General features: G+C 63.7%; 21 protein-coding genes and 1 tRNA gene. 17 read left to right on the forward strand and 5 right to left on the reverse strand.

The features are described 5' to 3' along the window. Positions 1 to 8: 8 nt before the first annotated feature. Positions 9 to 881: a pyrroline-5-carboxylate reductase gene (proC, locus tag ACIQLF_RS15655; protein ID WP_400300275.1), complete on the forward strand. Its 873-nt coding sequence runs from the start codon at positions 9 to 11 to the stop codon at positions 879 to 881. 39 nt (positions 882 to 920) lie between these two features. Continuing rightward, the gene (locus tag ACIQLF_RS15660; protein WP_400300278.1) at positions 921 to 1,394 is read left to right on the forward strand and encodes a hypothetical protein; all 474 of its coding nucleotides are present in this window, start codon (positions 921 to 923) and stop codon (positions 1,392 to 1,394) included. A gap of 35 nt (positions 1,395 to 1,429) precedes the next feature. Here ACIQLF_RS15660 and ACIQLF_RS15665 read toward each other — a convergent pair whose 3' ends face one another. The 3 genes from ACIQLF_RS15665 to ACIQLF_RS15675 are packed head-to-tail and all read right to left on the reverse strand — an operon-like array spanning position 1,430 to position 4,358. Next, positions 1,430 to 2,236 carry a DUF2278 family protein gene (locus ACIQLF_RS15665; RefSeq protein ID WP_400300280.1) on the reverse strand — a complete coding sequence of 269 codons (807 nt, stop codon included), beginning with the start codon at positions 2,234 to 2,236 and terminating at the stop codon, positions 1,430 to 1,432. Between the two features lie 24 nt (positions 2,237 to 2,260). Further along, positions 2,261 to 2,932 carry a potassium channel family protein gene (locus ACIQLF_RS15670; protein WP_400300283.1) on the reverse strand — a complete coding sequence of 224 codons (672 nt, stop codon included), beginning with the start codon at positions 2,930 to 2,932 and terminating at the stop codon, positions 2,261 to 2,263. Further along, on the reverse strand, positions 2,925 to 4,358 hold the full coding sequence (locus ACIQLF_RS15675; protein ID WP_400300286.1) for a TrkH family potassium uptake protein: 1,434 nt from the start codon (positions 4,356 to 4,358) through the stop codon (positions 2,925 to 2,927). The genes ACIQLF_RS15670 and ACIQLF_RS15675 overlap by 8 nt, the downstream gene beginning before the upstream one ends. 279 nt (positions 4,359 to 4,637) lie before the next feature. Here ACIQLF_RS15675 and ACIQLF_RS15680 point away from each other — a divergent pair, with 279 nt between their 5' ends. The 6 genes from ACIQLF_RS15680 to ACIQLF_RS15705 all read left to right on the forward strand — a co-directional run bounded on the left by ACIQLF_RS15680 (position 4,638) and on the right by ACIQLF_RS15705 (position 9,962). After that, positions 4,638 to 5,786, forward strand: coding sequence for an acetoin utilization protein AcuC (locus tag ACIQLF_RS15680; protein WP_400300325.1), 1,149 nt, complete (start codon positions 4,638 to 4,640; stop codon positions 5,784 to 5,786). A 55-nt stretch (positions 5,787 to 5,841) separates the two neighbouring features. Continuing rightward, on the forward strand, positions 5,842 to 6,294 hold the full coding sequence (locus ACIQLF_RS15685) for an ArsR/SmtB family transcription factor (RefSeq protein ID WP_400300288.1): 453 nt from the start codon (positions 5,842 to 5,844) through the stop codon (positions 6,292 to 6,294). A gap of 182 nt (positions 6,295 to 6,476) precedes the next feature. Then, positions 6,477 to 7,820 carry an NADP-specific glutamate dehydrogenase gene (gdhA, locus tag ACIQLF_RS15690; protein ID WP_400300291.1) on the forward strand — a complete coding sequence of 448 codons (1,344 nt, stop codon included), beginning with the start codon at positions 6,477 to 6,479 and terminating at the stop codon, positions 7,818 to 7,820. A 379-nt stretch (positions 7,821 to 8,199) separates the two neighbouring features. Beyond that, a complete protein-coding gene (locus tag ACIQLF_RS15695) occupies positions 8,200 to 9,312 on the forward strand; it encodes a 3-deoxy-7-phosphoheptulonate synthase (protein WP_400300294.1) in 1,113 nt (370 codons plus the stop codon). 194 nt (positions 9,313 to 9,506) lie between these two features. Beyond that, on the forward strand, positions 9,507 to 9,719 hold the full coding sequence (locus ACIQLF_RS15700) for a helix-turn-helix domain-containing protein (protein WP_209999048.1): 213 nt from the start codon (positions 9,507 to 9,509) through the stop codon (positions 9,717 to 9,719). A gap of 144 nt (positions 9,720 to 9,863) precedes the next feature. Further along, the gene (locus tag ACIQLF_RS15705; protein WP_003792170.1) at positions 9,864 to 9,962 is read left to right on the forward strand and encodes a 30S ribosomal protein bS22; all 99 of its coding nucleotides are present in this window, start codon (positions 9,864 to 9,866) and stop codon (positions 9,960 to 9,962) included. A 124-nt stretch (positions 9,963 to 10,086) separates the two neighbouring features. On the opposite strand, the gene ACIQLF_RS15710 is transcribed toward ACIQLF_RS15705, so the two are convergent. Further along, positions 10,087 to 10,902 carry an HAD family hydrolase gene (locus ACIQLF_RS15710; protein WP_400300297.1) on the reverse strand — a complete coding sequence of 272 codons (816 nt, stop codon included), beginning with the start codon at positions 10,900 to 10,902 and terminating at the stop codon, positions 10,087 to 10,089. Positions 10,903 to 10,952: 50 nt separating this feature from the next. Between ACIQLF_RS15710 and ACIQLF_RS15715 the strand changes: the two genes are divergently transcribed. Together ACIQLF_RS15715 and ACIQLF_RS15720 are read left to right on the forward strand one after the other, a co-directional pair. Then, positions 10,953 to 11,207: a glutaredoxin family protein gene (locus ACIQLF_RS15715; RefSeq protein WP_400300300.1), complete on the forward strand. Its 255-nt coding sequence runs from the start codon at positions 10,953 to 10,955 to the stop codon at positions 11,205 to 11,207. 98 nt (positions 11,208 to 11,305) lie between these two features. Then, the gene (locus tag ACIQLF_RS15720) at positions 11,306 to 12,001 is read left to right on the forward strand and encodes a redox-sensing transcriptional repressor Rex (RefSeq protein ID WP_400300303.1); all 696 of its coding nucleotides are present in this window, start codon (positions 11,306 to 11,308) and stop codon (positions 11,999 to 12,001) included. Between the two features lie 106 nt (positions 12,002 to 12,107). On the opposite strand, the gene ACIQLF_RS15725 is transcribed toward ACIQLF_RS15720, so the two are convergent. Beyond that, complete coding sequence (locus ACIQLF_RS15725) at positions 12,108 to 12,884, reverse strand: hypothetical protein (protein WP_400300305.1); 777 nt, start codon at positions 12,882 to 12,884, stop codon at positions 12,108 to 12,110. A 268-nt stretch (positions 12,885 to 13,152) separates the two neighbouring features. On the opposite strand from ACIQLF_RS15725, the gene ACIQLF_RS15730 reads away from it, so the two are divergent. The 7 genes from ACIQLF_RS15730 (at position 13,153) to ACIQLF_RS15760 (ending at position 19,975) form a co-directional block, all read left to right on the forward strand. Further along, entirely contained in the window at positions 13,153 to 13,815 is a 663-nt protein-coding gene (locus ACIQLF_RS15730) for a histidine phosphatase family protein (RefSeq protein WP_400300307.1), read from the forward strand. Positions 13,816 to 13,819: 4 nt separating this feature from the next. Further along, positions 13,820 to 14,446: a TlpA family protein disulfide reductase gene (locus tag ACIQLF_RS15735; protein WP_400300309.1), complete on the forward strand. Its 627-nt coding sequence runs from the start codon at positions 13,820 to 13,822 to the stop codon at positions 14,444 to 14,446. 65 nt (positions 14,447 to 14,511) lie between these two features. Beyond that, a complete protein-coding gene (locus tag ACIQLF_RS15740; RefSeq protein ID WP_400300328.1) occupies positions 14,512 to 15,237 on the forward strand; it encodes a cytochrome c biogenesis CcdA family protein in 726 nt (241 codons plus the stop codon). Then, positions 15,237 to 16,856 carry a cytochrome c biogenesis protein ResB gene (locus tag ACIQLF_RS15745; RefSeq protein WP_400300312.1) on the forward strand — a complete coding sequence of 540 codons (1,620 nt, stop codon included), beginning with the start codon at positions 15,237 to 15,239 and terminating at the stop codon, positions 16,854 to 16,856. The genes ACIQLF_RS15740 and ACIQLF_RS15745 overlap by 1 nt, the downstream gene beginning before the upstream one ends. An 8-nt stretch (positions 16,857 to 16,864) precedes the next feature. Further along, positions 16,865 to 17,899 (forward strand): c-type cytochrome biogenesis protein CcsB, encoded by a 1,035-nt coding sequence (gene ccsB, locus ACIQLF_RS15750; protein WP_400300314.1) that lies wholly within the window; start codon positions 16,865 to 16,867, stop codon positions 17,897 to 17,899. 401 nt (positions 17,900 to 18,300) lie between these two features. Then, a tRNA-Met gene (locus tag ACIQLF_RS15755) sits at positions 18,301 to 18,374 on the forward strand. 434 nt (positions 18,375 to 18,808) lie between these two features. After that, complete coding sequence (locus ACIQLF_RS15760; RefSeq protein WP_400300316.1) at positions 18,809 to 19,975, forward strand: RtcB family protein; 1,167 nt, start codon at positions 18,809 to 18,811, stop codon at positions 19,973 to 19,975. The last annotated feature ends 86 nt before the right edge of the window (positions 19,976 to 20,061 follow it).

A 20,061-nucleotide genomic window follows, 5' to 3' on the forward strand; every position in this document is an offset into this window, starting at 1 on the left:
GTGACAGAATGGTCCACATGACTTCTGCGCCTGCCTCCGCCTCCCCGACCGAACGCAAACTCGCCTTCCTTGGCACCGGTTCCATGAACGGGGCGGTGTTGCGTGGCATCATCGCCTCGGGCCACAACCCGGAAGCCGTCAACGCGACGGTCCGCTCCGATGCCAGAGCCCAGGCCCTGCGCGCGGACACCGGCGTGAACGTGCTGGTCGCCTCCGAGAACCCCGAGGCCAACAAGGACGCGGTTGCCGGTGCCGACATCGTTTTCCTCGGCGTCAAGCCGGTGGGCATCCAGGCACTCTGCGACGAGATCAGGGATTCGCTCTCCCCGCAGGCAGTGGTCGTTTCGGTGGCCGCAGCCATCACCATCGACATGATGGCGGAGCACCTGAACCCGGGCCAGCCGATCGTGCGCTCCATGCCCAACACCCCGCTCATGGTCGGCGCCGGCGCCGTGGGCCTGAGCGCCGGGGACACCGTCACCACCGAGGCCCTGGCCGAGGTGGTCCAGCTGCTCTCCGGTTCCGGAATCGTGCACGTGGTGCCCGAATCCCAGCAGAACGCAGTCTCGGCGATCAGCGGATCCGGACCCGCCTACGCCTTCTACCTGGTCGAGGCCATGGCGAAGGCCGGCGTCGAGCTGGGCCTGGACCCGGCCCTGGCCATGGACCTGGCGCGCGCCACGGTCTCCGGGGCGGGCAAGATGCTTGCCGACCCGCAGGCGGACCCCGCGGCCATGCGCCGGGCCGTGACCAGCCCCAACGGCACCACCGAGCGCGCCATCGCGACCTTCGACGCCGAGGGCCTGCCGCAGATCATGGCGCACGCCACCGCGGCCGCCGCCGCCCGCGCCGCGCAGATCAGCAGTGAACTGGCCGGCTGACACCGGCCGGCGCCGCGGCGCCGGAATAGGATGGTGGGCATGACGCAAACGACCCGTGCCGGCACGGTCTTTTCCGCGGCAAGGCTCCGCTCCCTGGCCCTCGCCGGTGCCGTCCTGCCGCTGGCCTTGATCCTGTCCGGCTGCTCCGCACCGGAGCAGGCGGGCGTCATCCTTTCCACCTCCAAGGCCGGGTACTCCGCGGTTGTGAGCACGGAGGCAGCCACCGGCAACTCGGCGACCGCCGAGCTGACGGGTTCACTTGTCCTGGGCCCGGGAGGCTGCTTCGAGGTCCTTGACGCAACCGGGACCTCGAACTGGCTGGTGCTTCCTGCGGGCTCCACCGTTCTCGACGGGGACGTCCCGTCCCTGCGCATCGGAAACACCACTTACGACGTCGGCGACAGCGTGGACCTGGGCGGCGGATTCGCGCCCCTGAACGAGGCAGCGCTGAAGGTCGCCGGGGCCTGCTCCCTGGAACGCGAACCGTTCACGGTCCACTCCACCGCACCCTGAGGCCGAGGCTGTCCGCGCCGGCGTCCGAACCGGTATCAGGGCAGCGGCCGCCCGTTGCCGTCGGTCCTGTCGGCCTGGGTCGAGAACTTGTTGAAGAAGCCCCGCCAGCATCCGTCCTCGAGCTGGATGATGGTCGCGCCGTCCTGCCAGATGCCGTTTTCGGCGGCGAACTGGGAACCGACCGGGTCGCCCTGGTTCTGGTGGATGTTGTGGACGCCCAGTCCGCCGTCGCTGAGGGGTTCCCCGAAGACCAGCACCTTCCGGGCGCGGGCAACCAACGGTTCGAGGTCCGCCAGCGCGTCGGTGCTGACCCCCGACTTCCACGGCAGCTCCAGGAACGGCCGGTGGGGCGGGAGGGGCAGGCGGGGCCAGGGAAACGGGAGAGCCGGAAGCAGCCGCGCGCACCGGGCCGGGAGGCGCAGCCTCCGGTTGCGGATCGCATCCAGCGCCCCGGACACGGGATCCGTCGCGAGCGGGTGCCAGCCCTCGCCCAGCGCGTCGACGCCCTTGAGCGCCGAGGGGCACAACGACACGACCCGCCACGGCACCCCGTTGGGCACTTGGTGGCTGTCCACGTCGATGGCGCAGTGGAACGTCCCGGAGGGCTTGCCGACGAGGATGTTCGCGTGGAAATACCGCCCGTAGTCGTTGACTGGGTCCCGGTAGTAGCGCTCGCGCGTCCCGACCAGCACCCGTAACCGTTGGCCAGCCCCATGGCGGAACCCGGCCTTCCGCCCGATGGCGATGGCGGACGCGTCCGCGCCGGGCAGCCGCGGGATCGCCCGCCCCGGCGCATGGCGGCCGGGTGCGGCGATGGTACGCCCGGGGTTTTTCGGCGTCAATGACGGATCAGCGGGCAGCCCGGATCAGGGGCGGGCGGCGAAGCGTTCGAGCAGGTCCACGTGCCCGGAGACGATCAGCACGTCGCGACGGGTGACCTTGGTGTCGGGCTGCGCATAAGTGAAGTCCTCGCCCGGGGACTTCACGCCCACCACCGTGACGCCGTACTTGGAACGCACCTGGGACTCGCCGAGCGTGAAGCCCTGGGTTTCCTTGGGCGGGTACATCTTCACGATCGCGAACCCGTCGTCGAACTCGATGAAGTCGAGCATCCGGCCGCCCACCAGGTGAGCGGCGCGGACGCCGGCGTCGGCCTCCGGGTAGATCACGTGGTTCGCGCCGATGCGGGTGAGGATCTTGCCGTGCGAGGGCGTGATGGCCTTGACCCACAGGTGCTCGATGCCCAGGTCCACCAGGTTCACGGTGATCAGCACGGAGGACTCGATCGAGGTGCCGACGCCGACCACCGCGGAGGAGAAGTCCTGGGCGCCGAGCTGGCGCAGGGCGTCGATGTTGGTGGCATCGGCCTCGACCACGTGGGTGAGGACCGAGGCCCACTTCTGGACCAGTTCCTGGTTGCGCTCGATGGCCAGCACCTCGCGTCCCTGGCGGACCAGCTGCTCGGCCACGGCGGCGCCGAAGCGGCCCAGCCCGATGACCAGGACCGGGGCGTTGTGGTCGGATTTCTTGTCAGCCAATGATCGGCCTCTCTTCGGGGAAGTGGTACAGCTGGTTTCGCTGGCGCAGCGTCAGGGCCGCGGCCAGGGTGATGGTGCCGATGCGCCCGGCAAACATGAGGGCGGAAAGGACGTACTTCCCGCTCGGCGGCATCTCCGCGCTGAGGTTGGTGCTCAACCCGACGGTCGCGAAGGCGGAAATCGTCTCGAAGAGCGCCCTTTCCAGCGACGTGCCGCTGATGACCAGCAGCGCGGCGGTGGCCAGCGAGACGAGCGTTGCGCCGAGCACGATCACCGAGATGGCCACGCGCATGGTGCCCTCCGGGATGCGCCGGCCGAAGGCCCGCACATCGGTGTCGCCGCGGGCCTCGGCGAAGATCGCCAGGAACATCACGGCGATGGTGGTGACCTTGATGCCGCCGGCCGTGGAGGCGGAGCCGCCGCCGGCGAACATGAGTGCGTCGGTGAGCAACATCGTCACCTGGTTCATCTCGTTCATGTCCACCAGGTTGAAGCCGCCCGATCGCGTCATCACGGAGGCGAACACCGAGTGGATGACCTTGTCCCCGGTGCTCATGCCGCCGATCGTGCCGGGGTTTGACCATTCGGCCAGCCCCCAGAGCAGCGTGCCCGCGACCAGCAGGATGCTGGTGACCAGCAGGGTGAGCTTGGCGTGCAGCGTCCACTTCTTGGTGTTGAAGCGGTGCGCGATCAGGATCATCACCACGGGGAAGCCCAGCGAGCCGAGGAACACGCCGAGCATCAGCGGGACCAGGATCCACAGGTCCGTCTCGTAGGGCACCAGGCCGTCGGAGTGCGGGGTGAATCCGGCGTTGTTGTACGCGGAAATCGAGTAGAAGATCCCGTGCCAGAGCGCCTGGCCGAACGGCTCGCCGAGGATCAGGAAGCGCGGGGTCAGCATCAGCATCAGGGCGACCTCGATGGCCACCGAGGTGGTGATGACGATGCGCAGCAACGCACCGACCTCGCCCAGCGTGGAGGCCGCCGAGGTGTTCATGGAGTTCTGCGCCATCAGCTTGCCGCGCACGCCGAGGCGCTTGGAGACGGCAAGGGACAGCACGGAGGCGAGCGTGAGGATGCCCAAGCCGCCGACGAAGACGCCGATGATCATGACCAGCTGGCCGAAGAACGACCAGTGGGTTGCCGTGGAGACCACGGTGAGCCCGGTGACGCACACGGCGGAGACCGCGGTGAACAGGGCGTCGTGCAGCGGCGTGTGCTGGCCGCTGGCGGTGGCCGCTGGAAGCGAGAGCAGCGAAGTGAAGATCGCGATGACCAGCGCAAAGGTGAAGAGAGCCAGGCGTGCGGGGGAGCGGACCGTGAATTCGGCGGAGGCCCGCCGCCACTGGTCCAGGCGCGTACGCCATCGAACCGGGGCGGCGGCGCGTTGCCGTCCCGCGGACTCGAAGGAGGGAATGTTTCCCATGGTGTGGCGCGGCTCCCGGTCTTCGGAAAAAACGAGGTGCGGGCGATCTTTCCCGCAACACCCCACAATAAACCATGGCGTCGCATCCGCGCCCGTTGCCCCGCCGCCGCACCGACCCGCCGTCGGGGCCATGCGCCCCCGGAGGGCGTGTGTCTTGGACGAATGCGACGGATACATGAAGTGTCCCGGCACACGGCGGGGATGCCGATCGCGTAGCCTAAGGGGGTGCTAGACGTAACCGGAACCTTGCCGCCGACCCAGGTGGTCTGGAGCGAGCAGATGATGGCCTATCGCTTCAGCGAAACCCATCCCATGCATCCGCTTCGCCTGGATTTGACCGCGCGGCTGTGCCGGGAACTCGAACTTTTCGACAGGGAAAACGTCACGGTCGTCGAACCGCACGTCGCCTCCGACGACGAACTGGCTGCCGTGCACGAGCGCGGCTACATCGCCGCGGTGCACGAGGTCAGCGCCAATCCAGACGTCGCCAACGAGGTCCGCGGCCTGGGCACCGAGGACAACCCCGCCTATGCGGGCATCCACGAGGCCAGCGCACGGCTTGCCGGCGGCTCCATCGACGCCGCGGAAGCCATCTTGGGCGAACGTGCGCTCCACGTCGTGAACTTCGGTGGCGGCATGCACCACGCGGCGGCCGGCAAGGCCAGCGGGTTTTGCATCTACAACGACGCGGCGCTGGCCATCGAACGGCTGTTGGCAGGCGGCGTGCAAAGGGTCCTCTACATCGACGTCGACGCCCACCACGGCGACGGCACCCAGTCCATCTTCTGGGACGACCCCCGGGTCATGACCATCTCCATCCACGAAACGGGGATGTCGCTGTTCCCCGGTACCGGGTACGCCAACGAGATCGGCGGGCCCCACGCGGAGGGCACCGCCGTGAACCTCGCCATGCCCCCGTTCACCGGGGATGCCGCCTGGCTGCGCGCCTTCCACGCCGTGGTCCCGCAGCTCGCCGCCGCGTTCGGCCCGGAGGCCATCGTCTCCCAGCACGGTTGCGACGGGCACAAGGACGACGACCTGTCCAACCTGCGGCTGAGCATCGACGGACAGCGCCAGAACGCGCTGGACATCGCAGAGCTTGCCCAACGACTCTGCGGCGGGCGCTGGATCGCCACCGGCGGAGGAGGCTACAACACCACCTCGGTGGTGCCCCGAGCTTGGAGCCACCTGGTGGCCATCGCCTCGGGCAAGCCCGTGCCGCTGCGCACCCCGGTGCCGCGGCCCTGGCGCGAATACGTGCATGAACGGTACGGGGTCTGGACCCCGGAAACCATGGGCGACGACGCGGAACTGTGGTGGCGCTCCTGGGAGGTCGGCTACGACCCCGCGGACCCCGTCGACCGCAGCATCATGGCCACCCGCAAGGAAATCTTCCCGCTCTTCGGCCTGGATCCATGGTTCGACTGACCTGGACGGGAATGGCAAAGATGCCATTACGCGTATATACGGTTAGGGTTATCCGGTGGCTCACGACGATATTTTCTCCGCATTGGCAGACCCCACCCGGCGCCAACTCCTTCAATCCCTGCGCTCCGAATCGCGCTCTGTCGGTTCCCTTGTCGAATCGCTCGGCGTTTCCCAGCCGACGGTTTCCAAGCACCTGAAGGTGCTGCGCGAGGCGGGCCTGGTTTCCATGCGCGCCGACGGCCAGCGCCGGTACTACGCCCTTGAACACCCCACCTTCACCTCGTTGCAGGAATGGCTTGAGGCCTTCCTGCCGCCGGCTCCGGCCCTGGCGCTGGTCCCCGCCACCGGTGCGGAGCAGGACGCGACCCACAGCGAGGTCTCGCACCAGGCGACCGCGGCCGCGCAACAATTGGGGCGCTCCGTCGGCAGGGGCCTGGAGCAGGTCACCGGACGCGCCCAGGACTTCCTGGAACGCCTTCCCAAGCCCAAATTCGGTCGCAAGCGGTAGTGCGGTTCGGCGGGCTTTCGCCCGCTGGACGGGGTTGAAACGTTACGCGCGGCTGGTTCTTTGATTACGTCCGGTTGGGCTGCCGGGTGTGGTGCATGTCATTCTCAGGTTGTGGGGCAGCGTCGCCGGACATGGCGGTAGCTTGCCCCCGTGCCTGCCCCAAGTGATGAAGGAGATAAGACTTGGACCAGCATTTAGCAACCATCCGCGATGAAGTATTCCGTCGTAATCCCGGTGAAGCAGAATTCCACCAGGCGGTTACCGAGGTTTTTGAAAGCCTCGAGGCGGTTTCCCGCAAGCACCCCGAGTACGCCGAGGCTGCGATCCTGCAGCGTCTGTGCGAGCCGGAACGCCAGATCATCTTCCGTGTCCCGTGGACCGACGACCAGGGCCGTGTGCAGATCAACCGCGGTTTCCGTGTGGAATTCAACTCCGCACTGGGCCCGTACAAGGGCGGACTCCGCTTCCACCCCTCCGTTTACCTGGGCATCGTCAAGTTCCTTGGCTTCGAGCAGATCTTCAAGAACTCCCTGACCGGCATGCCGATCGGCGGCGGCAAGGGCGGCTCGGACTTCGATCCGCGCGGCAAGTCCGACGGAGAAGTCATGCGCTTCTGCCAGTCGTTCATGACCGAGCTCTACCGCCACATCGGTGAATACACCGACGTCCCGGCGGGCGACATCGGAGTCGGCGGCCGCGAAATCGGCTACCTCTTCGGCCAGTACAAGCGCATCACCAACCGCTACGAATCCGGTGTGCTCACCGGGAAGGGCATCAGCTGGGGTGGGTCCCTGGTTCGTCCGGAGGCCACCGGCTACGGCGCGGTGATCTTCACCCAGGAAATGCTCAAGACCCGCGGTGCCAGCTTCGACGGCCAGCGCGTTGTCGTTTCGGGTTCGGGCAACGTTGCAATCAACGCCATCGAAAAGGCCCAGTTCCTGGGGGCAAAGGTTGTTGCCGCCTCGGACTCCGCCGGCTACATCGTTGACGAGCGCGGCGTGGACGTTGAATTGCTGCGCCAGATCAAGGAAGTCGAACGCGGACGCATCAGCGAATACGTCGAGCGCGCGGGTTCCAAGAAGGTGCACTACGTCGAGGGCGGCAACGTCTGGGACGTGGACGCAACCGTGGCGCTGCCGTGCGCAACGCAAAACGAACTCGACGAGATCGACGCCAAGCGCCTGATCTCCTCCGGCGTCATTGCCGTGGCAGAGGGCGCCAACATGCCGTGCACCGCCGCAGCCACCGCGCTGTTCCAGGACGCAGGGGTGCTCTTCGGGCCGGGCAAGGCTGCGAACGCCGGCGGCGTTGCAACCTCCGCGCTGGAGATGCAGCAGAACGCCAGCCGCGACTCCTGGAGCTTCGAGCACACCGAACGCCGACTGACCGAAATCATGGTCGGCATCCACGACCGCTGTGCAACGACGGCCGACGAATACGGGATGCCGGGCAACTACGTTGCCGGCGCAAACATCGCCGGCTTCGTCAAGGTCGCCGACGCGATGCTGGCCCAGGGCCTCATCTAACCGGGTATTTTGCACCGCCCAGGGGGCGCCGTCGCGAAGGGGAAACACATCCCCTTCGCGACGGCGCCCCCTGTCGTATCCGGTGGTTTGGCGTTCTTCAACATGTCATATACGTCATGGAATTGGGCATCGCGGCAGATTCTCTGTACATTGATCACCATGACTAATCGTTGGTATGCGTATTTTGTGTCGGCTCTGGAGGGGCCTAAGACGCGATAATTTCGCATACCCACCTTCAGAGCCGACAAGGGCCGCAAGCTATTGCTTGTGGGCCCTTCGCTATTTTCACCATAGCGGCCCTGAAGAAATACGCAGCGATTGTCGGGGCCGCATCGAACGCTAGGCCCTCGGTTGGAGGGCCGGAATCGAAAGGCCCACCATGAACCCGAACATCCTGAACGCAGACGCCCCGGCCCGCGCCAACACCAACGAGCGGGTGGTTTCCTTCACCGAGTTGCCGAGCCCCGCCGAACTGCTGAGCGAACTCCCGACCACCGATGCCCAGGCCTACAGGATCACCCGGGCCCGCCAAGAAGTGGGCGCCGTGCTTTCGGGCTTGGACCAGCGACTGCTGGTCATCGTGGGGCCGTGCTCGATCCATGATCCTGCCGCCGGACTCGAATACGCAGCGCGCCTTGCCGCAGCCGCAAAAAAGCACGAGAGCGAACTGCTGATCGTCATGCGCAGCTACTTCGAGAAGCCACGCACCACGGTTGGCTGGAAGGGCCTGGTCAACGACCCCCACCTCGACGGAAGCCACGACATGGGTGCGGGACTCCGGACCGCACGCGAGTTCATGCTCGCTGCCAGCGCCCTGGGCCTGCCCCTTGCAACTGAATTCCTGGAACCGCTTAGCGCCCAGTACCTCGCCGACGTGATCAGCTGGGGCGCAATCGGCGCACGGACCACCGAAAGCCAAACCCACCGCCAGCTGGTCTCCGGGCTGTCCATGCCTGTCGGATTCAAGAACGGCACGGATGGATCGGTGCAGGTGGCCATCGACGCATGCCAGGCCGCCTCTGCGGCCCAGTCGTTCATGGGAATCGATGAGTCGGGCCGGACGGCCGTTGTGCACACTGCGGGCAACCAGGACGCCCACCTCATCCTGCGCGGAGGGGCGGCCGGGCCGAACTACCAGGAAGGCGATGTCGCCGCCGCATCGGACGCAATGGCCAAGGCCGGCATGAACCCGCGGGTGATCGTCGATGCGAGCCATGCAAACTCGGGCAAGTCCCATGTCCGCCAGGCAGAAGTGATCACGGAACTAGCGGCACGCATCGCCGCCGGGGACACGACCATCGCCGGCATCATGGCCGAAAGCTTCCTGCTGCCCGGTGCCCAGAAGCACGACCCGGATTCGGTGGAGGTGGGCACGGACGTGCTGTCTCAGCTGACCTACGGCCAGTCGGTCACCGATGCCTGCATGGGTTGGGAAGCCAGCGCCGCCGCACTAGAGGAGCTGGCCGGAGCGGTTCGCGCCTCGTGGGGCTAAAGGATAGGGCCTGGAATCGCCTCAATGGCGTCAATGCAATACACGGATACCTGCCGTTCACTTTGGTCACTTTAGCCACTAATGTGGGTGGAGGGGGAACTAAAAGTACTTAGGAGCGTTGCTGTAGCAAGGAACGACGACGGCGATTCAAACCGTCATGACTCCTTCATTGGGAAAGTCAGGAGCATCGGGTCATGGTTGAAGCGAAACACTTTGCCAATGCGAAATTCATGACGGTGGCCGAAGTCGCCGAGGTGATGCGCGTTTCAAAGATGACGGTTTACCGCCTGGTGCATTCGGGTGAATTGCCTGCCGTGCGTTTCGGCCGATCCTACCGGGTGCCCGAAAATGCGGTGGAAGATTACCTGCGTGCCGCCGGTCTTGGAAACATTTCTGGCGCCGGATAGGCCTCTACCTTGCATGGTGGTCAGAACCTGCCCGAGAAGCAGGTAATCTGTTAAGGAACGTTTAACGTCCAGTTGACTGCATTCTGGTGCTTTGGTGCCGAAGAAGTTGTAGTCGGCAATCGAATCAGTTTGTGAGGAACCACTATGGGCTCAGTTATCAAGAAGCGCCGCAAGCGTATGGCCAAGAAGAAGCACCGTAAATTGCTTCGTAAGACCCGCCACCAGCGTCGTAATAAGAAGTAAATGCCGGTTCCGGTTTATCCGGATGCTGAGCATGTAAAAAGGTGCGTTTCCCTTCGGGGAAACGCACCTTTTTGCGTGTGACGGCAGGCCGATAGACTCCGGGCGCCGCCGCCAGCCCCCGGAGTCAGGGGCGGCGTCGAACCGTTCCAAAGCTGCGCCACAGGCCCCAGAGCGCTCCAGAGACGCCCGCGGCTTTCAAGCCGAGCGTTGCAGCCCTGCGTCCCGTGCGAAAGTCATAGATCGGCCATTTTCGGCGTTTGGCGTGATGGCGCAACTTGGCATCCGGGTTGATCGCCACGGGATGCCCCACCGCTTCCAGCAGCGGGATGTCATTGTGGGAGTCGCTATAGCCCCAACAATCGCCCAGATCCAGGCCGCCTGCCGCTGCCAGCTCCCGGACGGCCTTGGCCTTCGCAGGCCCGTGCAAGATCTCGCCGACCAGTCTGCCGGTGTATGCCCCCTGGATGTGTTCCACAGAGGTGCCCAGCGCTCCGCTGAGCCCCAGCCTGCGCGCCATGACCGAGGCGACTTCCAACGGTGTTGCCGTCACCAACCAAACCTGGCGCCCGGCATGCAGGTGCTGTTCGGCGATGGCCCGGGTTCCCGGCCAAATCTTGGATTCGATGAATTCATCGTAGATTTCATCCGCAAGGGACTGCATTTCGGCGACGGGAAAACCCTCCACCAACGTCAGAGCGCGATCCCGGATCGCCCGGATGTCCCCGAGGTGTTCGCCGCGGGCGGCGAAACGCAACTGGTGCAGAAGAAACCACAGAATTTGGCGGAGCGAAAATGCCTTGTGCCTGTACATTTTGCGGGCAAGCGGAAAGAGCGATGCGCCGCGCATCATGGTGTTGTCCACGTCAAAGAAGGCGGCCGCAGGGCGCAACTTCTCCGTTTCCTGGTCGTCGGGCAGTACATGGGTTTGTGTGGCGGGCATCCCTGAAGTCTATTGCACGCATTTTGTCGCGGAGCTGTAGCGTTAGATTCATGAGCACTGCGAAGACACCCCATGAGATCACACTGTTAGTCCGTTCCGGGTGTCACCTGTGCCATGCAGCCATTGAAACGCTGGACGAAGTCACCACCCGGATGGGCTACGACTGGAAGAGCGTTGACATAGATGAGCACGCCGACCTCCTGGCCAGGCATTCCGAGGAAGTGCCGGTGCTCCTGATCGACGGGAAAGTGCGGGACTTCTGGGTCATTGATCCCCAGCGCTTGGAATCATTGCTCAACAACTGATCGAGACCGGTGTCGTTCCAACCACTGGAACTCGCTTGCCTGCGCCAAGGAATAGATCGTAGGGTCATGAAAAGACCCAAGGAATGAGTCACAGCACGATGCCAACCCCGCAACACCCCCCGGCAGACGATGGAGTCGAGCCGACGCCAAACCCCATGACCGGTTCCCTCGAGCGGATTCTTCCCGAGGCCACCCTGGCACGGCTGACCCAATACCTGCGGGCCCTGAACACGCTTCAATCCCAAGGGCAGACAAGAACCTCGTCCGGCCTCTTGGCCACGGAGGCCGGCGTCAATCCCTCGATCCTTCGAAAGGACCTTTCCCAGTTGGGGTCATACGGGACCAGGGGAGTGGGATACGTCGTCACGGAGCTGGCCGAACACATTTCAAAGGCCATGGGGCTGACCCAACAATGGCGTGTTGCGATCATCGGCGCCGGCAACCTGGGGCGCGCGTTGTCCGGATACGGAGGGTTCCGCAGCAGGGGATTTGAGGTTGTTGCGCTTTTGGACGCGGCGCCGGATGTCATCGGATCCAAGGTCGGAGAGCTGACCGTTGCCGACACCAAAGACCTGGCTATGGTTCTCGCTTCCACCGAGGCAAACATTGCGGTGCTGTCGGTTCCCGGCGCAGCGGCGCAGAGCCTGTGCGACAAGGTCGTTGAATGCGGGGTGCGCAGCATTCTGAGCTTCGCACCCGTCGTCCTGCAGGTGCCTGAGGGAGTCAACCTCCGAAAGGTGGATCTGGCAACGGAGTTGCAGATCTTGGCCTACCACGCGCAAAACATCGTTTAGGGCTTCAGCGGTGTGCGCTGCAAGGAAACGGCCGGGCCCTTAACCGGCAAAGGGTTCCCGAACGCGGGTTTCCCCACGCTCAAGAACCCTCGGCCGTATGTGATTCCTAGCGGTAGCCTGCTGCACGTGCCGCGCGTCGGGCGGCGATGTAGGCGCTGGCCGGACGCAGCCAGGCGAACACGACGCCGACCACGCCCGCCAGGATGGACAGGATCGACAGAAGCGTTCCGCCGAAGAGGCCAAAGACCGAAAGGGCGGCGAAAACCGTTGCGAAAATGCGGGCAACGTTGCTTCCCTTGCGAATCATGAACGCCAGCAATACGTAGATTCCCAGCGAAATGGCCGTGACGATGACGACCATGGTGTGCATGGCGCTGAGGAATGCATCGAGCGACATCCCGGTGTCCTGCAACATCGCGTCAAACTCCGGCGTCGTGGCAAGCTGCTGACGGATCAGGGCTGTGTCGAAGCCGAAGACCGCGGCCATCAACGACAGCACGCCGGCGGCGATGATGGCCCAGAACGCGATGTCGAGTTCCTTGGGGCGTTCGGTCGGCATTTGGGGCGCCGGGAAATTGCCCTGCGGAGGTATCGGGAATCCCATGCCGTACGGCTGCTGCCCATAAGGCGTCTGACCCTGGGGCGGCTGGCCGTAGGGGTTCTGCCCGTAGGGCGTGGGGTTCTGCCCGTACGGATTTTGCCCGTAGGGGGCGGGGTTCTGCCCGTACGGATTCTGCTGCGGGGCGCCATATTGCGGGGCCTGGCCATATGGAGGAGGAACCGGGGCGTTCGGGTCTTGCGGAGCGACCTGCCCATACTGTGGCGGCGCTGGATTGACCGGCGGCGTCTGCGGGTTCTCAGGTTCGTTCTCAGGTGTCGACATGGCCTGCTCCTTCGGATTGAAAATACGTCTTACGCATCACAATATCTGCTGCCATCTGGTTTTATCCCCTCCCAAAGGATGGTTTTTGCGCCGGGCCGACTCCGACAAAAGTTCGCTGTTGCGCAAGGAACAAACCGGGCTGCCGCGGGATCTTGGCTGCACGGTTGCCGTGAAACTGCGGAACGACGGCCCAACTCGTGTGCCCGGGCGTGGCGGGGATCAAGTTCCCTGTTTAGGTAACCCACCAAAGTTTTGAGACACTTAAGGCATGTCGACTGCTACCGTTCACCTTCTGCGTCACGGCGAAGTGTATAACCCGGACAGGGTTCTCTACGGTCGGCTACCCGAATTCCATCTCTCCGACCTTGGCCATGAAATGGCGCAGCGCGCGGCAGAGTACTTCACGGCCCAGCAAGAGGCCGGTGCGAACATCACCCACATGGTTTCGTCTCCGCTCGTTCGAGCCCAGGAAACCGCCAACCCGACAGCCAAGGCGCTGGGGCTGGACATTGTGACAGATGATCGAATCATCGAGGCCGCGAACCGATTCCAAGGCCTCTCACAGATCAAGCAACGACTGAAGGAACCAAAATACTGGTCCTACGTCGTCAATCCCTTTCGTCCTTCCTGGGGGGAGCCCTACCGGGACCAGGTAGAACGAATGATGGCCGCCATCGTTGAACACCGTGATCGCGCGGTTGAACTTGGCGGCAGCGGAGCGCAAGCCATTTTGGTCAGCCACCAGCTGCCGATTTGGGTCACGCGCCGCGCTGCCGAAGGCAAAGCCCTTTGGCACGACCCGCGGAAACGCGAATGCACTCTCACCTCCGTGACTAGCCTGGACTTTGAAGGTGAAAGTCTGGTCGCCGTCCGCTATGCAGAACCCAGTGTTGACCTCTTGGTCAACGCTGCGAACATTCCTGGAGCCTGAGATCATGACCGATCCCACTTCGTCCCAACCATCGCGTTTGGGACGACGCACTTTCTTGCGTGCAGCCATGCTCGCCGCAGCAGTGGTGCCGCTGGCAGCTTGTGTTGGCGAAGAAGACCCGCTGGCAAAGCAGGCCCGCGAAGGCAACAACAAGAACTACATCGCCGGCGACGGATCGGTTCAGGAATACGACCCGAAGTCCCGAACCGAGCCGGTGGTAATCAGCGCCACCGCCTACGACGGGTCGACGATCGATTCCGCCAAATTCGCCGGCCAAGTGACGGTCCTGAACTTCTGGTATGCCGCCTGCGCGCCGTGCCGCATCGAAGCACCGCACATGGTTGAACTCAGCGACGAGTTCAAGGACAAGGTCGGCTTCATCGGCATCAACGTCCGGGACGAGAAGGACGCCGCCGAAGCTTTCGAGCGGACCTTCGGCGTCAAGTACCCGTCGGTGCAGGATACCCAGGGCGCAATCCAGCTGGCCATGACCAAGTACGTTCCGCTGCAGGCCGTGCCCACGACGTTGGTTCTCGACCGGCAGGGACGCGTATCGGCCCGCATCCTTGGTGCTGCGGAGAAGACAACGCTCAAGGCCCTGATCAACACGGCCCTCACCGAGTCGTTGTGATAGCCCCGACGATCGTTGCTGCTCTGGCGGTACCGGCCCAGGGAAATCCCTTTGCCGAGATCATCATGGACGGTTCGCTGCTTCTTGCGGTGCCCGTAGCAATCCTTGCCGGGCTTGTATCCTTCCTTTCCCCCTGCGTACTGCCGTTGGTTCCCGGGTATCTGGGCTACGTCACGGGACTTTCCGGGGCCGACTTGGCCGACCAAAAGCGCGGCCGCATGGTCACCGGCATCGGCCTTTTTATCCTGGGGTTCACGGCCGTTTTCGTGCTCGCGGGAAGCATATTTTCCCAGCTTGCGTACTGGATGAGGTTTGAGGGCGCCTGGGTTACCCAGGTCCTTGGCGCGGTTGTCATCCTCATGGGTGTCGTGTTCATGGGCGGCTTTTCCTTCATGCAACGCGAAGCAAAGATCCATCGCAAACCGCCAGCCGGTCTCTGGGGGGCTCCCGTCCTGGGCGTGACCTTTGGGCTGGGCTGGGCACCATGCATCGGCCCCACACTTGCAGCCGTGCTTGCCATGAGCACGGGACCCGACGCGAGCGTCTCCAAGGGTGCGCTGCTGACCTTCTTCTACTGCATGGGGTTGGGCTTGCCCTTCCTCTTCATCGCCCTTGGCCTGCGTCGTGGCATGGGCGCAATGAAATTCTTCCGTCGGCACCAGCTCGCAATCATGCGATTCGGCGGCGGGATGCTCATCCTCCTGGGTGTTCTCATGGCCACGGGCCTGTGGGGCATCTGGGTCACACAATTGCAAGATTGGTTCGCCAACGAAGTCAGGTTGCCCATCTAATGGCAAAGCAAGATATGAAAAAAGACGTTGCGGTTCCGGCCCTCGGGTTCATCGGTATGCTTCGCTGGGCATGGGCCCAGCTCACCAGCATGCGCACGGCCCTGTTCCTGCTGCTGTTGCTGGCCGTGGCGGCCGTCCCGGGATCCGTTTTCCCACAGCGCGCAGTCAACCCGGAACAAGTTGCGGCGTACCTGACGAATAAGCCCACCCTTGGTGCATGGCTTGACAGGTTCCAGCTCTTCGACGTGTTCTCCTCGGCCTGGTTCTCCGCAATCTATCTGCTGCTGTTCATCTCACTGATCGGTTGTATCCTGCCGCGCGTGAAGAAGCATGCAAAGGCACTGCGCACCCCGCCGCCACGCACCCCCTCGCGCTTGAACCGACTGCCGCAGAACGGCACGGTCGAGATCGAATCGGCCGAAGCCTCGGGAATCAGCAACGAGCGGATCGTTGCCGACGCAGCCACGCTGCTGAAGAAGCGCGGCTACCGTGCCGAGGCACGCCCGGAAGGCGACAGCCCCTCGGTGGGTGCCGAACGTGGCTACAGCCGTGAAGTCGGCAACCTGCTCTTCCACATTTCCCTGGTCGGCATCCTCGCCTCCGTCGCAGTCGGCGGCTCGTTCGGCTACGGCGGACAGCGCGTCCTGGTTGAGGGGGAGACCTTCGTCAACTCCCTCGTTTCCTACGACTCCTTCAAGCCCGGCACCTGGTTCAAGGAAGAGTCGCTGATCCCGTACTCGGTCAAGCTGGACAAGTTCAACATCACGTTCGACCGCGAATCCACGACCCACTTCGGACAGCCCATCGACTTCACCGCCGAGGTCGAAACACGCCGCAGCCCGGATGCGCCGGTGCAAAAGGAAACCATTCGGGTCAACCACCCGTTGCGGATCAACGGCGCCGACGTCTACCTCGTCGGAAATGGGTATGCCCCCGTTGTCACGGTCCGAGATGGACAAGGCAACGTAGCCTTCAGCGGTCCCGTGGTTTCGGTTCCCCAAGACGGCATGTACACCTCGCTGCTTGTCATCAAAGCCCCGGACGCAAAACCGGACCAGCTGGGCTTCCAGGGGTTCCTCCTGCCCACGGCGATGACCGACGAGACGGGCTTTGCCATTTCCGGCGACCCCAACGCCGTCAACCCCCAGCTGCAGCTGAACTCCTACTACGGGAATCTCGGTTTGGACGACGGGAACCCGCAGAACGTCTACGTGCTGGAAACGGATCAGCTCCAGGAGCTGAACAACCGAAAACTCAAAGCCGGCGGCATCGTCTTGGGCGCAGGGGAATCGTACAAACTGCCGGACGGCAAGGGGAGCATTTCCTTTGACGGACTCAAGCGCTTTGTCGGGCTGGACATCAACTACGACCCGAGCAAGCGTCCGGTAGCCATCTTTGCCGGTCTGGCCCTCCTGGGCCTGGCCATCTCCCTCTTTACGCCGCGTCGCCGGGTCTGGGTGAAAATCAAGACCTCGGTTGACGATTCGGGACGTGAAAAGCGGATAATCGAATACGGATTGCTGGCCCGTGGTGAAGACCCTCGCTTGGAGTCTGAAGCGAAGGAATTGCGCAAGCTTCTTGAGCAGCAGTGGCCCGCCGTCGTGCGAGCCGGAGTCTAGGAGAACTTATGGGAAACAACTTGCCCACCATCAACGAGACGTTGGGGCAATACAGTGATCTGTTCATGTTGCTTGCAGCGTTCGTCTATGCGGTGGCGTTCATCGCCTTCGCCTGGGACTTGGCAAAGTCCAGCAAGCTGATCAGGGAAATCGATGCGGCAACCCTGGAGGCCGAAAAGAAAGTCCTAGTGGCGGCCGGAGCCGGAAAATCGGCGCCGGTGGCACGTACCACGCCCGGCGAGGAGCTCGTCAACGATTCCATGGACTACGTCCCGGCGTCGGAGAAGCGCATGGCCGCGAAGGTCGCTGTCTCGCTGACCTGGCTCGGCGTGCTCATCCACGGCTTTGCAGTCGTCAGCCGCGGCATTGCGGCGGGCCGCGTGCCTTGGGGCAACATGTATGAATTCCTTTCCACGGGCTCCTTCATTGTGGCTTTCGTCTTTTCCGTGGTGCTGCTCAAGAAGGACCTGCGTTTCATGGGCACCTTCGTCATCGGCCTGGTGACGGTAATGCTCTGTGGCGCCACCATGGGGTTCCCGACTCCGGTCGCGCACCTTGTGCCCGCACTGCAGAGCTACTGGCTGATCATCCACGTATCCATCGCGGTGTCGGCCTCCGCACTGTTCACCATCAGCTTCGCCATGAACGTCCTGCAACTGGTGCAGCATGCCCGCGTCGAGGCCTTGGCTGCCGGCAAGTCCGACAAGTTCCCCTTCATGGGCGTCGTGCCCAGCGCGGGTGCCCTGGAGAACTTCGCCTACCGCATCAACGCGGTTGCCTTCGTCATGTGGACCTTCACCGTCATGGCCGGCGCCATTTGGGCCGAGGCCGCATGGGGACGCTACTGGGGCTGGGACACCAAGGAGGTCTGGAGCTTCGTGATCTGGGTCGTCTACGCGGGCTACCTGCATGCCCGGGCAACCGGCGGTTGGACCGGCGCCCGTTCGGCCTGGTTGAGCATCATCGGATACCTCTGCCTCGTCTTCAACTTCACCGTCGTGAACATCTACTTCAACGGACTGCACTCCTACGCAGGACTGTAGGCCCGAAATGCCGAATGATGGCCCGCTGCTTCGCTTTGCAAGCAGCGGGCCATCATTGCGTTAACCTCCCGGTGCGAGCGGTTCGGGCACGGGGGCAGACGTGGGACCACCCCAGGGTCCAATAAGTTGGCGCGTGGGAGTAGGCCCTTTGGCGGCGATGGCTGTGTGAGCGGGGCGTGGTCGGTGCCCGACGCGTCGGACAGCGCGAAAAGTGAAAAAACACCTCAGGGCACGTGATGGTACTCACGTGCAAGAATTCTGTGTTCGGCCGGGTTTTGCCCCATTCGGGGCGGCGGTGGCCCCTGAAGCGCCCGAATACTCGGCAAATCGGGAGATATTCGATGAAGCAACCTCTCGATTAGGCGTGTGGCCAAACCACTGTTAGGGTTAGTACATACCGACGCGGGGTGGAGCAGTTCGGTAGCTCGCCGGGCTCATAACCCGGAGGTCACAGGTTCAAATCCTGTCCCCGCCACAAAGAGAACAACCCACGATCCTGCTTCTGGATCGTGGGTTGTTCTCTTTAACAAGACAAGCCCGATCCTGCCCTGGGCTTGCCCGGACCTTGATGCGGCTGTTAGGCTCGCCTCTTGTCGGCTCCACACCGGAGGCGGCACGTGAAGATCCCGAAAACGGGAACCGGTCTGCAACTACTGGAAAGGACATGGCCATGTTGAATTTCAAAGCAACCCAACTAAATGACTTGTCCCTGCGCTCCTTTCAGCGCCAGTACGAGCAAGAACCACACCGTCGGTTGCCCCTTTTGTAGATCCCTGCACGCCAGTAGGACTCCAAGCCCCGCAACCGCACACCGGTTCGGGGTTACTTTTTTGGATCCGATCGTTTCCCCGAATCTTTCAGCCTTTCCGCGGACCGCGCGGCGAGGACCACATCACAGAAAGAGAAATCGTGGAGACCATCAACAGCCGGCTCAAGAACTGGGCGTCCATCCTGGATGAAAAGACCCGGGAGCAGGCGATCGCCACCTCGAAGATGCCGTTCATCTTCCCCCACCTGGCGCTGATGCCGGATGCGCACCTGGGCAAGGGCGCCACCGTGGGGTCGGTGATCCCGACGCTCGGGGCGATCATCCCCGCGGCAGTGGGCGTGGACATCGGATGCGGCATGATCGCCGTGAAGACCCAGTACAAGGCCTCGGACCTGCCGAAGGACCGCAAGCCGCTTCGCGAAGAGATCGAACGCGCAATCCCGCTGTCGGCCGGAAAGTACAACAACAAGATCGTTGCAACGGCGGCTCCCCGGATCAAGGAGCTCAAGGAGCTGGCCGAGAAGGCAGGCTTCGACCCGGCAAGCTACGCGGGGAACTGGGCGCACCAGCTTGGCTCGCTGGGCTCGGGCAATCATTTCATCGAGGTGTCACTGGATGAGGAGGACTCGGTCTGGCTGTTCCTGCATTCCGGCTCGCGCGGCATCGGCAACAAGATCGCGACCAAGCACATCAAGGTCGCACAGCAGGTCGCCAAGAAGAACTGGATCGAGCTGCCGGATCCGGATCTCGCCTACCTGGTTGAGGGGACGGACGAGTTCAGCGCGTACATCCGTGAACTGCGCTGGGCCCAGCACTTCGCCCTGCTGAACCGGGAGGAAATGATGGACCGGGTGATCCGCCAGTTCACCGACTGGGTCGGGGGACCGGTCGAGGAGCTGGAGCGCATCAACTGCCACCACAACTTCACGGAGAAGGAAACGCACTTCGGGAAGTCGGTCTGGCTTTCCCGCAAGGGCGCCATCCGGGCCCGCGAGGGCGATCCGGGCCTGATCCCCGGGTCCATGGGCACCGCATCGTACGTGGTGGTCGGCAAGGGGAACCCCGTCTCGCTCGATTCCTCGCCACACGGCGCCGGACGGGAGTACTCCAGGACTGCGGCCCGGAAGGCCTTCAGCATCGAGCAGCTGCGCGAGGCCATGAAGGGGATCGAGTACCGCGACACCGACGCGTTCATCGACGAGATCCCGGGCGCCTACAAGCCCATCGACCAGGTCATGGAGGATGCCGGCGACCTGGTGAGCGTGCGGCACAAGCTGCGCCAGATCATCAACGTCAAGGGCGACTGATATGTGAGAAGGCTTGTCAAGAGTCAGAGATGAGCGGCTTCCGGAAATCAAACTTCCGGAAGCCGCTTTCTTCATGCCCCGGCGGT

It is taken from the genome of Paeniglutamicibacter sp. NPDC091659, assembly GCF_044756805.1.
In the GTDB taxonomy this organism is placed as follows: Bacteria; Actinomycetota; Actinomycetes; order Actinomycetales; family Micrococcaceae; genus Paeniglutamicibacter.